The sequence below is a fragment of the Vibrio sp. genome (assembly GCF_038138445.1).
Taxonomy (GTDB): domain Bacteria; phylum Pseudomonadota; class Gammaproteobacteria; order Enterobacterales; family Vibrionaceae; genus Vibrio.
The window spans coordinates 1-12,533 of the sequence record NZ_JAYQDQ010000028.1 but is presented as its reverse complement, the minus strand read 5'-3'; the positions used below and the strand labels follow the sequence as shown (position 1 = coordinate 12,533).

14 protein-coding genes and 1 other RNA gene are annotated in these 12,533 nt (G+C 43.1%); 5 read left to right on the top strand and 10 right to left on the bottom strand.

Features of this window, described 5'->3' with window-relative positions:
* Nucleotides 1-36: 36 nt before the first annotated feature.
* The 7 genes from glpQ to AAFM34_RS09620 all read right to left on the bottom strand — a co-directional run bounded on the left by glpQ (nt 37) and on the right by AAFM34_RS09620 (nt 6,107).
* Nucleotides 37-1,092 (bottom strand): glycerophosphodiester phosphodiesterase, encoded by a 1,056-nt coding sequence (gene glpQ, locus AAFM34_RS09650; RefSeq protein WP_341662261.1) that lies wholly within the window; start codon nt 1,090-1,092, stop codon nt 37-39.
* A gap of 52 nt (nt 1,093-1,144) precedes the next feature.
* Complete coding sequence (gene glpT / locus AAFM34_RS09645; RefSeq protein ID WP_341662259.1) at nt 1,145-2,503, bottom strand: glycerol-3-phosphate transporter; 1,359 nt, start codon at nt 2,501-2,503, stop codon at nt 1,145-1,147.
* A gap of 270 nt (nt 2,504-2,773) precedes the next feature.
* On the bottom strand, nt 2,774-4,003 hold the full coding sequence (gene serA / locus AAFM34_RS09640) for a phosphoglycerate dehydrogenase (RefSeq protein WP_341662257.1): 1,230 nt from the start codon (nt 4,001-4,003) through the stop codon (nt 2,774-2,776).
* Nucleotides 4,004-4,257: 254 nt separating this feature from the next.
* Nucleotides 4,258-4,914 (bottom strand): ribose-5-phosphate isomerase RpiA, encoded by a 657-nt coding sequence (rpiA, locus tag AAFM34_RS09635; protein ID WP_341662256.1) that lies wholly within the window; start codon nt 4,912-4,914, stop codon nt 4,258-4,260.
* A gap of 63 nt (nt 4,915-4,977) precedes the next feature.
* Complete coding sequence (locus AAFM34_RS09630) at nt 4,978-5,565, bottom strand: 5-formyltetrahydrofolate cyclo-ligase (protein WP_341662254.1); 588 nt, start codon at nt 5,563-5,565, stop codon at nt 4,978-4,980.
* A gap of 26 nt (nt 5,566-5,591) precedes the next feature.
* Nucleotides 5,592-5,775, bottom strand: a non-coding RNA gene (gene ssrS, locus AAFM34_RS09625) — 6S RNA.
* Nucleotides 5,776-5,798: 23 nt separating this feature from the next.
* On the bottom strand, nt 5,799-6,107 hold the full coding sequence (locus AAFM34_RS09620) for a cell division protein ZapA (protein ID WP_341662253.1): 309 nt from the start codon (nt 6,105-6,107) through the stop codon (nt 5,799-5,801).
* Between the two features lie 236 nt (nt 6,108-6,343).
* On the opposite strand from AAFM34_RS09620, the gene AAFM34_RS09615 reads away from it, so the two are divergent.
* The 3 genes from AAFM34_RS09615 to AAFM34_RS09605 are packed head-to-tail and all read left to right on the top strand — an operon-like array spanning nt 6,344 to nt 9,362.
* Nucleotides 6,344-6,919 (top strand): YecA family protein, encoded by a 576-nt coding sequence (locus tag AAFM34_RS09615; protein WP_341662251.1) that lies wholly within the window; start codon nt 6,344-6,346, stop codon nt 6,917-6,919.
* Between the two features lie 13 nt (nt 6,920-6,932).
* Nucleotides 6,933-8,111, top strand: a complete 1,179-nt coding sequence (gene ubiH, locus AAFM34_RS09610) for a 2-octaprenyl-6-methoxyphenyl hydroxylase (protein WP_341662249.1) — start codon at nt 6,933-6,935, stop codon at nt 8,109-8,111.
* 24 nt (nt 8,112-8,135) lie between these two features.
* Nucleotides 8,136-9,362 carry an FAD-dependent 2-octaprenylphenol hydroxylase gene (locus tag AAFM34_RS09605; protein WP_341662248.1) on the top strand — a complete coding sequence of 409 codons (1,227 nt, stop codon included), beginning with the start codon at nt 8,136-8,138 and terminating at the stop codon, nt 9,360-9,362.
* Nucleotides 9,363-9,405: 43 nt separating this feature from the next.
* On the opposite strand, the gene AAFM34_RS09600 is transcribed toward AAFM34_RS09605, so the two are convergent.
* The 3 genes from AAFM34_RS09600 to ygfZ all read right to left on the bottom strand — a co-directional run bounded on the left by AAFM34_RS09600 (nt 9,406) and on the right by ygfZ (nt 11,662).
* Nucleotides 9,406-9,612, bottom strand: a complete 207-nt coding sequence (locus AAFM34_RS09600) for a DUF1107 domain-containing protein (RefSeq protein WP_341662246.1) — start codon at nt 9,610-9,612, stop codon at nt 9,406-9,408.
* Between the two features lie 618 nt (nt 9,613-10,230).
* Entirely contained in the window at nt 10,231-10,704 is a 474-nt protein-coding gene (locus AAFM34_RS09595) for a YbaK/EbsC family protein (RefSeq protein ID WP_341662244.1), read from the bottom strand.
* Nucleotides 10,694-11,662 carry a tRNA-modifying protein YgfZ gene (gene ygfZ, locus AAFM34_RS09590; RefSeq protein ID WP_341662242.1) on the bottom strand — a complete coding sequence of 323 codons (969 nt, stop codon included), beginning with the start codon at nt 11,660-11,662 and terminating at the stop codon, nt 10,694-10,696. Before ygfZ ends, AAFM34_RS09595 begins: the two co-directional genes overlap by 11 nt.
* A gap of 189 nt (nt 11,663-11,851) precedes the next feature.
* Between ygfZ and AAFM34_RS09585 the strand changes: the two genes are divergently transcribed.
* Both AAFM34_RS09585 and AAFM34_RS09580 read left to right on the top strand, forming a co-directional pair.
* Nucleotides 11,852-12,112, top strand: a complete 261-nt coding sequence (locus AAFM34_RS09585; protein ID WP_341662310.1) for a succinate dehydrogenase assembly factor 2 — start codon at nt 11,852-11,854, stop codon at nt 12,110-12,112.
* A gap of 73 nt (nt 12,113-12,185) precedes the next feature.
* Complete coding sequence (locus AAFM34_RS09580) at nt 12,186-12,479, top strand: hypothetical protein (RefSeq protein WP_341662240.1); 294 nt, start codon at nt 12,186-12,188, stop codon at nt 12,477-12,479.
* The last annotated feature ends 54 nt before the right edge of the window (nt 12,480-12,533 follow it).

Sequence of the window (12,533 nt, the reverse complement as noted above, 5' to 3'; positions counted from 1 at the left end):
AGCCTTAGTAAAATTACTAAGGCTTTTTTGATCTTGTTATTGGTTTAAAAAGCTCACCGCTTTATCTGGGAAGTCAGTGAATAAACCATCGACTTTTACTTGGTTGTAGAAAATATCCATCATGCCTTCAAAGCTATCTGTGTAGGCAGGGATGCGACCAGGATCGGCGCGGAAAGTGTAGGGGTGAACGTCTAACCCAGCATCTTTCGCTTCTTTCATCATCGGTTTGATGATGATGTTATTTTTAGTGGATTTATCATCGACCAGCATAGGTTTCCATGGGCCAATGCCTTCAGCGTACTTGGCAACTTCTTTCATGGCACCGGGTTTAAACATCCAGTCGTAGCTGTAAGGTGTTGCTTTATCGCCCTGATAAACCATGGTTTCATTCCAATCTGTGTAAGCAATCAATTGAACTAGTTTGAGATCCATGTCCATTTTTGGCATCAGTTCATCATTGATACGTTTTAGCTCGTTAGCGTCAAAACATTGCAAATAGACTTTGTCATCTTGAGCGTCATAACCATATTGCTTAAGCACTTTAAGGACTGCTGAGGAGATGTCTTTACCTTCGTGGCGGTGAAACCAAGGTGCTTTGATCTCTGGGTAAATACCAATATCGTAGCCAAGTGATTTATTAAGACCTTGAATAAGATCAATTTCTTCGGCTAGCGTTGGTACGCTAAAGTCAGACTTCCACATTGGGAAACGTGTTGGATAGCCAGCGACCTTGTTACCATTGTCATCAATGTTAAAACCTTCAGTGACTTTAAGCGTTTTGATTTCTGCTAGGGTAAAGTCAATCGCGTAGTAACGACCATCTTTGCGCGCTCTGTCTGGGAACCGCTCTGCCACATCAGTGACTCTGTCTAGATAATGGTCGTGCAGCACAACCAGTTGGTCGTCTTTGGTCATGACGACGTCTTGTTCTATATAGTCAGGTTTCATCGCGTAGGCCATGGCTTTCGCTTCTAATGTGTGCTCTGGTAAGTAACCAGAAGCGCCACGGTGAGCAATAACAAGAGGTTTTGCGATAGCACCAGCAGATAAGCTTAACGCTAAGAAACTTGTTGTAAGAGAAAGGGGTTTCATTATTGTTGTCCTTGATAAAAACAAAGGCAGCTAAGCTGCCTTTCATCGAGATTTAAGCAAGCGCGGCTTTTTGTTTTTGTTCATGGTACGCCTTTTCACCTAAGAAGGCGTAAATGAGGCACACTATGGATGTAATACATGAGCCGACCAAGATGATAAAGCCACCATCCCAACCAAAATGATCGACGGTGTAGCCTAACACAGCATTTGCGGCGACGGCACCTCCTAAGTAGCCAAATAAACCTGTAAGACCTGCTGCTGTTCCTGCAGCTTTTTTCGGTGCGAGTTCAAGAGCATAAAGTCCGATTAGCATCACAGGGCCATAGATTAGGAAGCCAATGGCAACTAATGCAGCCATGTCGATGGCAGGGTTACCTGCTGGGTTAAACCAGTAGACAAGTACAGCGACAGTTACCAATACCATAAATAAAATACCAGCTGGTGCGCGTCGACCTTTGAAGAGCTTATCGGATATCCAGCCACACAATAAGGTGCCAGGAATGCCCGCCCATTCGTAAAGGAAGTAGGCCCATGATGATTTATCAACGGTAAACTCTTTAGCTTCTTTTAAGTACACTGGCGCCCAGTCCAATACGCCGTAGCGAATCAAATAGACAAAGGCGTTAGCAATCGCAATAGACCACAGCAGTTTGTTTGAGAATACATACTTAAAGAAGATTTCTTTGGCTGTCATCTCTTTTTCATGTGACTTATCGTAATCATCCGGATAGTCGTCTTTGTATTCTTCGATAGGAGGCAAGCCACAAGATTGCGGAGTATCTCGCACCGTCATCCAGATGAAAACCGCTACGAGTGTGGCAAAGAATGCTGGAACATAAAATGCAGCTTTCCAATCTTCATTGAAAGCCCAAAGCCCAAGTAGGAACATAGGACCAATCAGACCGCCGCCTACGTTGTGCGCCACATTCCACACCGAGACTATCTCGCCCCGCTCTTTACGTGACCACCAGTGAACCATAGTTCTACCGCAGGCTGGCCAGCCCATACCTTGGAACCAACCATTGAGAAACAGCAAAATAAACATGGCGGTAATGCTGCCTGTTGCCCATGGCATAAAGCCAAAACAGAACATGACCAGTGCAGACATCAAAAGGCCACCACTTAAAAAGTAGCGCGGGTTTGAGCGATCAGACACGCTACCCATTAAGAATTTTGATAGACCATAAGCGATAGAGACAGCCGCTAAAGCGACACCAAGATCGCCTCGGCTAAAGCCTTGTTCAATCAGATAAGGCATTGCTAAACTGAAGTTTTTGCGTACTAAATAGTAGCCAGCATAGCCAACAAAAATGCCGATAAAAAGTTGCCAACGTAAGCGTGAATAAGTGCTATCTATCAACCCAGAAGTGAGCCGGTCGATATGCGCCTTAGGTTTGAAAACTCCAAACATAGGACCTCATTATATATGTGCGATGGTGATAAAAATGAAAACAGAACGAGCAAAAGTGATTTCGTTCGAAAGTGTTCGGCATTGTATGAATAATAAAAGCGATTTCTGTGATAAATACTACATAAGTGTTAAATATTGATGAAATTGAGTGATCTAATCTGGAGAACTTGGATCTGGATGCAGTAAAGCGCAATTTTTGAGCTTGTTAGGAAAAACGAATGAGGGGGAGAATAAAGCCGCCGCTTTGGGTAAGCGGCGACCAAATAGAGGTTAATGCAGAATACGAGCGCGAATGGTGCCTTCTATACTCTTGAGCTTTTTCAATGCTTCTTCTGAACGATCGCTTTCTACATCGATAACTACGTAGCCTATGTCGGCGTGAGTTTGTAAATACTGACCTGCAATATTGATGCCTTCTTCAGCGAAGATGGTGTTAATTTGGGTCAAGATACCAGGGCGGTTTTTATGGATGTGCAGTAAGCGAGAGCAATCACGGTGCTCTGGCAAGGATACTTCAGGGAAGTTAACACTTGATAGAGTTGAGCCATTATCTGAATACTTGGCAAGCTTACCTGCGACTTCAACACCAATGTTCTCTTGCGCTTCTTGGGTGGAGCCACCAACATGAGGCGTCAAAATGACGTTATCAAACTTTTGCAGCGGAGATTCAAAAGGATCGGCGTTGGTTTTTGGCTCTGTTGGGAACACATCAATGGCAGCACCGGATAAATGCCCAGACTCCATGGCCTGACACAAAGCTGGGATATCGACCACAGTGCCACGAGCCGCGTTGATAAAGATAGCGCCAGGTTTCATCAGCTCAAACTGCTCGGCGCCCATCATATTCTTGGTTCCTGCTGTTTCTGGTACATGCAAAGAAATGATGTCGCATTTATTGAGGAGCTCAGCCATGGTGTGTACTTGGGTGGCGTTACCAAGGGACAGTTTGTTTTCGATATCGTAAAAGTACACTCTCATACCTAGGTTTTCAGCTATGATGCCAAGCTGAGTACCGATATGACCATAACCTATGATCCCAAGTCTTTTTCCTCTTGCTTCGTAAGAATTTTCAGCGCTTTTCTTCCATACTCCGCGATGGGCCAGTGCATTTTTTTCTGGAATACCTCGCAGTAGAAGTAATACTTGCCCAAGCACTAATTCAGCAACACTCCTCGTGTTTGAAAAAGGTGCATTAAAAACGGGGATCCCTCGAGTTGCGGCTGCGCCGAGATCAACCTGGTTGGTGCCGATGCAAAAACAGCCTATGGCCACCAATTTCTCAGCTGCATCAATAACGGCTTGTGATAAGTTCGTGCGTGAACGAATGCCAATAAAGTGCACATCTTTTACCGCATCGAGAAGTGCCTCTTCTGAAAGAGAACCTTTGTGATACTCGATATTGGTGTAACCAGCAGCTTGTAATACTTCAACGGAAGAAGGATGAAGCCCTTCAAGAAGTAGAATCTTAATCTTATCTTTTTCCAGTGAAACTCTGGCCATAGTGTTCGTCCTTAAAAATTAAATTTGGGAGCTTAAGCTGTGCACAAGTCTTGTAACTGTATTAAAGCCAACATTACTTGAGTTTTTTTATTGACGCAAACGTTTTCGTCGCGCAGCTTCTGCTCATTAAGTTAACAAAAAAATATAGCTTTGGGTAAGAAAATAAAAGTATATGGAATAATTTTTAATAAGATAAATGAAAAAAACAGCACCTAATGGTGCTGTTTTCAATGAAGTGTCTGAAATAGAGAAAACTAACTTTCGATTTTGGCACCTTGTGGTGTGCCAGTGATCACAACATCTGCTCCTCGGTGAGCGAACAAGCCGACCGTGACAACGCCTGCAATGGCATTAACGTCGTTTTCGAATTGTTTCGCATTGGTAATGCGAAGGCCATGTACATCTAAAATGACGTTGCCGTTATCTGTTGTTACTCCTTCTCGATAAACAGGATCGCCCCCAAGTTTAACCAACTGACGAGCTACATAGGAGCGAGCCATAGGGATGACTTCTACAGGAAGTGGAAACTCACCCAGAACATCGACCGCTTTGCTACCATCAACGATACAGACAAATTTATCTGAGATAGCAGCAACAATTTTCTCTCTTGTTAAAGCGGCACCGCCACCTTTGATCATCTCGCGTGTAGGATTGATCTCATCGGCGCCGTCTACATACACATCCAAGTAGGAAACGTCATTGCAGTCAAAGATCTCAATGCCTAGGGCTTTAAGTTTTTCAGTCGAAGCTTCAGAGCTGGATACTGCGCCTTTGATATCGTCTTTGATGCTACCTAAGGCATCGATGAAGTGATTGACTGTTGAGCCTGTACCTACGCCTACTATGCTGCCTTTTTCTACGTACTTAAGTGCTGCCCAACCGGCTTCCTTTTTCATTTCATCTTGCGTCATGCCCGTCTCCTAAACTGGGTTTTAATAATGCGTCTGGAGCGCGATTATATAACCAATCTGGAGCTATTCCCAATCCCAGATCTGTTTTGGAGTGATGATTTTGGGTAAAGGCACATCCCATGACTCAACTGGCAGTTGTTCAACTTCTTGGCACTCATGAGCAAGGCCAATTGGTTTTGGCCCAGATTGAAAGTGAAACCAAGGCTCTAGCGTACGGTCATAGTAACCACCACCCATACCAAGGCGATGGCCATGCTTATCAAAAGCCACTAATGGTGTGCAGATAATATCTAACTGCTCAACCGGTATTATTTTGTTTTTTTCAAGCTTAGGCTCTGAGATGTTATAGCGGTTAGAGACCATGGACGTATTCTCGTCATAGCTAAGAAATAATAGGTGGCCAGTTGAAAAAGGATGAATGACAGGAAGGTAAACATCTTTTCCGAGCATTTGAAGCTCTTTAATAAGAAGAGAGGTTCCGACTTCACCATCGGCAGACAGATACAGTGCAATATGCTGCGCTTGCACAAGTTCAGGTAATGTTAAGAAGTGCTTTTTTAAGGCTATGGTTGCTCGACTTTGTTCTTCTTGATTCAATTGATTGCGTTTTTGACGGATGAGTTTTCGGTAGTCCTGCCGCGAAAGAGTCATAAGAATGCCACTGGTGAAGATATGTAGGGTACCCCAGAGTGCCGTTGGAGATTTGGGACCCTTGAACCAGCAGGTTCAAGGCGGATCGGCAATGGTAACCGTAGGCTTCTCGGTTCAAGCCGAGCTTGCTCAATAGCTATCAAGTACCAACCCTTAAGTATTGCTTATCGGCTCAGGGACTTAATCCCCTAACGAACACTCCAGGGTAAATTCTTATTGTTGACCTAAAAAGCTTATTGTCCTTCTAGCTTTACTTGACCAAGCGCGTCGCTCAGTAAGGTGGTCAAATGTTCCAATTTATTGGTCAACGCTTTTTTTTGCTCTACTTCTAATGTATCACGGCTTTCCAATTCATGACAGACGTTCAATGCCACAAAGGTGAGTAATTGCACTTCATTGGTGATTTTTGTTTTAGAAGTCATATCTTTTAGACGTTCGTCAAGTTGCTGAGCTGCATTACGTAGCGACTCTTCTTGCCCACTAGGGCAGTTTACACGAGTTAATTTGCCTAAAATTTCAACTTCAACTGCTTGATTACTCATAGCGACCCTGAATACGTTAGTTGGGTGTGATATGTAGATGATCACCAAGGAAGAAACTATAGAAAAAGGCTTGTTAAGATTCAAGCTTTTCCCTCTCGACAGTAAAAATTCCCGTGAAAAAATACACTAATTAACCAAATTGTATAAAAGCCACGCATAATCGACCAATCGTTCGTTTTCGCTACCTAAAGTAAATGCTAGAATCGATATTATTTACTTATTTTTGGGACGCTTGTATGAGCGAACATAAGTTGCCAGCTTATTTGACCCTGGCAAGTGAACTTCAAACCGCTGGTTTAGCGGTTAATCCTGCTGAACTGCATGGATTGCTAGCCGGTATGTTAAGTGGTGGTTTGAGCCTAACAGATAAAAGCTGGCAGCCGATGATTTTTGATTATACCAATGATGGTATGGGGTGGCCCGCCAAGCCGTTACAACTAGCCCAAAGCACATTAGATGCGACAGTTGCTGAGCTTACTAGCTCGGCTATGAATATATCTATGCTAATCCCTGATGAAGATGCGAGTGCTAGTTTGTTTGATATGGCAGACGGTGTTGCTGATTGGGTTAATCATTATATTTCTGGCCTTGGTTTAGTTGGTGCAGAGCTTAGACAAGCGTCTAAAGACAGCAAAGAAGCATTGGCAGATCTAGAAGAAATTGCCAAATTGGGTATTGACGAAGAAGATGATCTTGAAGAGCAAGCACAGTTGCTTGAGCAAGTGATCGAGCATATCAAGGTTTGTGTATTAACCATACACGCGGAGTTTGGTCAGAAACCAGAGAAACAAAAGGCCCCAACCATTCATTAATGTAGGATGTTTCATGAAGCAGTTTGATATTGTCATTGCCGGAGGTGCTATGGCGGGAATGACATTAGCGCTGACGATAAGTAAGTTATCAGAGGGTTCATTATCTATTGCTGTCGTTGAGCCCTATCAGGCTGACTATGATGCTCATCCAGGGTTTGACTCGCGCGCAATTGCCTTATCGCTAGGAACCGTCAATATTCTCAAACAGTATGATCTTTGGCAAGGCATGTCTGAATTTGCGACGCCAATAAAGCGTATCCATGTGTCCGACAGAGGTCATTCTGGAATGACGGACATTGATCACCAAGAAATATCCGTCGATGCTTTGGGATATGTTGTCGAGCTTACTGATGTAGGACGATACTATAATGATAAGGTGAGCCAGCATGATAATATACATTTGTTATGCCCTGCTCATGTTAGCCAGATAGAAAGGCTGCAGCATGAAACCCGCGTTACTTTAAATGACGGTCAATTGTTAGCCGCTAAACTTTTAGTTGCTGCCGATGGTGCTGCGTCGACTTGCTGTGAGCAATTGGGGGTTGAGTCAGAGTTGCATGATTTTGAACAAGTAGCGATTATAGCAAACGTTAAGCTTGCTCAAGCTCACCAAGGTAGAGCCTACGAACGTTTCACTTCAACAGGGCCTTTGGCACTTCTACCTATGAGTGAGCAGAGAATGTCTTTGGTGTGGTGCCTTGAACCTGATCATGCCGCGCAGCTCATGTCTCTTGATGACTCAGAATTTAAACAGGCATTGCAAGCAGCTTTTGGTTGGCGGATGGGAGAATTTCAAACTATTGGTCACAGAAGCAGTTATCCACTGCAGCAAAGTTTTCGCCAGCAAAATACGTCGCATCGAGCAGTGATAATTGGTAATGCAGCACAAACCCTTCACCCAATTGCTGGGCAAGGGTTCAATCTAGGTATTCGAGATATAGCGACATTAGCAGAATCAATAATGTCTTATATCCAAGACCCGGGTGCTTACTCTGTTTTGAGTGAGTATAAGCGCCGTCGAGAACTCGATAGGTCACTGACGGTATCACTGACCTCATCGCTGGTTCATATTTTTTCCAATGACTACTTAAGTTTTAGGCTTGCTCGTAATCTGGGGTTAGCAGCAATGGACAATGTTGCCATGCTTAAAGCTCCTCTATTAACAAGAACATTAGGTTTGGTTGCTAGATAGCAAACCTGAGTGAGGAAGGGTTCGATGATACAAAGCGTTGATATCGCAATTGTTGGTGGGGGCATGGTAGGTTTGACGCTTGCTGCTGCTTTTAAAGATACTGACTTGCGAGTGGCGGTAATTGAAAGCCAGATACCAGAGTGTGAAATCAATGATCTCCCTGATGTCCGAGTCTCTGCTCTTAGCCGCTCGAGTGAAGTTATATTGCGTAATTTGGGGGCATGGGAAGGGATAGTTCAGCGCAGGGCGTCTCCTTATTCTGCAATGGAGGTTTGGGAGCAAGATAGTTTTGCTCGTATTGAGTTTGATGCTGCGAATCTGGCTCAGCCAGATTTAGGACATATTGTGGAAAACAGGGTAATTCAATTGGCTCTTCTTGATAGGGTCAAACAAATGCCCAATGTCAGTCTGCATATGCCGGCTCAATGTCACTCTATGGCAGTGGGTGAAAGTGAAGTCTGGCTAAGTCTGGCCAATGGACAGGGGATTACGGCCAAACTTGTAGTAGGTGCAGATGGCGCTAACTCTTGGGTACGTAGACAATTGGATATTCCCCTCACTCATTGGGATTATGGCCATAGTGCGATAGTCGCTAATGTTTGGACAGCTGAAGAACATGGCAAAGTCGCACGTCAAGTGTTTACATCACAAGGTCCTCTCGCTTTTTTACCCATGAATCAGAGCAATATGAGTTCCATCGTATGGTCAACAGAGCCCGATCGTGCGGAATATTTAGTGTCAGTACCTGATCAAGAATTCAACAAAACTCTGACGGCCGAATTTGACGCAAGGTTGGGCTTGTGTGAAGTGATTGGCAAGCGTGCATCTTTCCCATTGAAAATGCGCTATGCACGAGATTTTTCAGCCGATAGAGTTGCATTGGTTGGTGATGCCGCGCACACCATTCATCCTTTGGCGGGACAAGGGGTAAATTTGGGTTTGCTTGATGCGGCTTGTCTTGCTCAAGAAGTTCAAACTAGTTGGCGCAAAGGTCATGATATTGGTAGTCGCCGCCATTTGCGTCGCTATGAACGCTGGCGAAAATCGGAAGCTGCTAAAATGATTGCATCTATGCAAGGTTTCAAAGACTTATTCTCCGGCAATAACCCTGCTAAGAAGTTAGTTCGGGGTTTAGGTATGACTTTGGTTGGTCAATTACCAGGTGCAAAAGATGAAATTATGAAGAGAGCGCTTGGGCTTAAAGGAAACTTACCTGTGTTAGCTAAGTATTTAGAGCAAGAAGTGGTTTGATGCAATGAAAAGGGCTGGTATTGACCAGCCCCTTATAAAACCTTTAGATGTATGCGCAGCGTAGTCGCATAATTTCCTGATTGACTTCCTTTACAGTTTGAAAGTGGCGTTTTTCAGCCCTTTCTGGCAATACTAACTTTCCATTATCGAATTCAAACTTTCCGACTCCACAAATATAAATCCTTCCCTTAAACAATCGACTTACATGTTTAGCAATCATACCTGGCATGTAGCGCTTAAACAGTCTCATAGAGTGATCCTTATATGTAGCAAGCACTGCAAGTGTATAACTTTCCGATCAATATTAATGTGATTATGATGGAAATATATGCAGTAAAATGAGTTTCTTCTAGGTATTTGTGCTTCGTTAAGCAAAATTACAGATAAATACCCATTTCTATGTGATGTTTTCCTTAGTTATATTCTGTCTATGGAACTCATCTCGTTATTCAGTCACGAAATAGTAGACCCGAGATTTATGACAGTTATAAGAATAGTTTAATATTTTTTTTATGTGACAATTTAGGGTAAATTTTTTGCATAAAAAAAGCCCGTATACCACGGGCAAACAGTCACAGATGCATTACATAATAGTGGAAACCCTGATATCATCAGTAGCTTCACATTGTGGTTAGAAAATAAGCCTAGAATACGTAATTAAAGGCGATTACAACGTAGAGCGCGCAGTATAAACCTAGCTACAGACTTAATTTTTACTAACCTTACTAAGTGTAATTCATGAAACAGAAAATGACTTCAAATGTCATTTAAATGAATATAAATGCCCTAACTTTGGTTTGTTATTGAGTATTGTCTCACATTTAAATGTCGGATCCTTGGTTCTTGACTGGTGCGAGTTAGACACCTGTCAGCGACAAATATCCGCCAAGAGAGGATTGCATAGGGCCAATAAATCATCTATCTGCAGTGCAATGCCAGCAAGCAGAGAGCCGCTACTTATGGTGATCTCGGTTTGTTGCATTAGAGTGCTGTCGAAAATAATAGACATGTCGCTTGGCAGTAATAGAGGGGTGACTGTACCAATTTGATAACCTGTCAGCGCTTTGATAGCCTCCTTATTAACACATGTCATGCGTCTGCAGCCTAGTAGACTCCTCACCTTTTTCGGATCAACTGAGCGATTGCCAGGGACACAAGCCAGTGCATACAAATCCCCCATATCTCGCAGAAGAATACATTTAACCATTTGCTCGGGGAAAATGCCTCTTTGCCTTGCCGCGTCTTCTATAGTGGTGGCTGGAGATTGGTGAGGGAGTAATCGAAATGAAACCCGCAGCGCACATAGGTAGCGGGTAATCTTAGTATCCAAGTTATTCGTCATTATCAAGCGAATATGGCAGTGGTTGTATTATCCAAGCCGAATCGGGCTGGCTTGTCAGACGAAGTTTTGTATCAGAGTCAAGATTATTAGGCAGAACAATAAGGCCCACAGCTTTATTGTCATTAAACTTATAGCAGGCAATTAAATGACCAGCGCTGCGCCAGTTTTCACCGACAGAACGTTCCATTTCCGTATTATCTGGTAGCGCTTCTGAGTAATCACCCGACACGATTTGCAAACAGCGTTTATTCATTCCTCGATATTTGGCTCTGGCGACAGTTTCTTGACCTGTGTAACACCCTTTGGTGAAACTAATGCCCTCTAGAGCTTGAAGGTTCAAAGCTTGTGGAATGTGTTCGTTTTGCACAGACTCGCTGACAATGGGCATTGCTGATCGAATGTCTAACAGGGTCCAAATCTCTTCAGAGACTTTCGGTGCATCAATAGACTGAAATAGTTTGCAGGCAGTGTCTTTATCGACGGCGAGTAACCATCTTTGCTCATCTATTTTGACCGCAGTACCGCCCTCTATTTGTCGAACTGAACCTTGTTGTGATGATAAGTTATTGATTGTACTAATGGCATTTTTTCCCACTAGGCCGAGTAGTACGTCGGTACTGGAAACAAACTCTACTTTAGAAAAAATGGCATACTTTTTTAGCTCAGCAAGTTCTTTTTCTATGGCTGATTTTGGTTGCAGCATCGCATAACCAGAGTTGTGGTGAAATAAGCGAAATATACTCCATGTTTTTCCTTTAGCGTCACAATGCGCGCCTAGAGTACTTTCATCTTCAGAAAGTTTGACCACGTCACATGTGACTTGACCTTGCAAGTAAGATTTTTTGTCACTACCTTCAACGGTGATCATTCCCCATGATGCCAGATAAGTTAATGACAATTCGGGAAGCGAGTCAGTGCTTGATAATGAGAGTTGATTGAAGTCGTTTTGCCAATCCATGTTCTTTAACCTGAATACAATAGTTTGTTTGCTATGTTAGCGCCGAACCGCCTTAAGAAACAAGCCTTCAACTAGTATGGGAAGTGTTATAAATCTGTTAGCTCACTCGGGATTGTGACTTAGTTAGTGGTGGTTCTATTTATTGATTGTTACACTCGCGGCAAACAACCTAAAAGGTGGAAATTGAAATTGTATACTCCGGAAGAAAAAGCGCGTATTAAGTGGGCATGTCGTCGAGGTATGTTGGAGCTTGATGTTGTCATTATGCCATTTTTTGAAGAATGCTTTGAAGAGCTTCAAGAAGAGGAACAGCGCGAGTTTGTTGCACTGCTAGAATGTGATGATCCAGATTTGTTTACTTGGATAATGGGACACGGACGTAGTGATAATTTAGCCCACGCTTCTATGATTGACAAAATCGTTGCTCACAACCTCAGTAAAGTACGTTAGGTTATTGGCCTCAACGTCATTTATTTCTTGTCAGGTTAATTTCACTATTTTGATTTTAGCCTGCAGTTTCTTTTTGGCTTCGAATCTCCCGCTGCCATTAACTCTCTATCTTACAGCTTGTGTATATAGATATCATTGTCTTTCTGGTTGGTTAGTGAATGCTCTTGAAGGTCATTTGATTATGTCCAGCTCTGGTTTGGGAGAGTTGAATGGTCGAAAAGTCATGATAAAAAAGAAAATCATGTTACTGCCGGCATTTGGTTTGTTGTTGCAATTTGATGGCGGAGAAAAGTACATTTTGTGGCGCGACAGTGTATTTGAAAAGGATTATCGGCTGTTATTGTCAATGTTCAAAAGGGAGCCATAAGGCTAATGCCGTTCACTTAAGGTGAGCGGCATTGTTTTTTCTGGGGTATCGGCT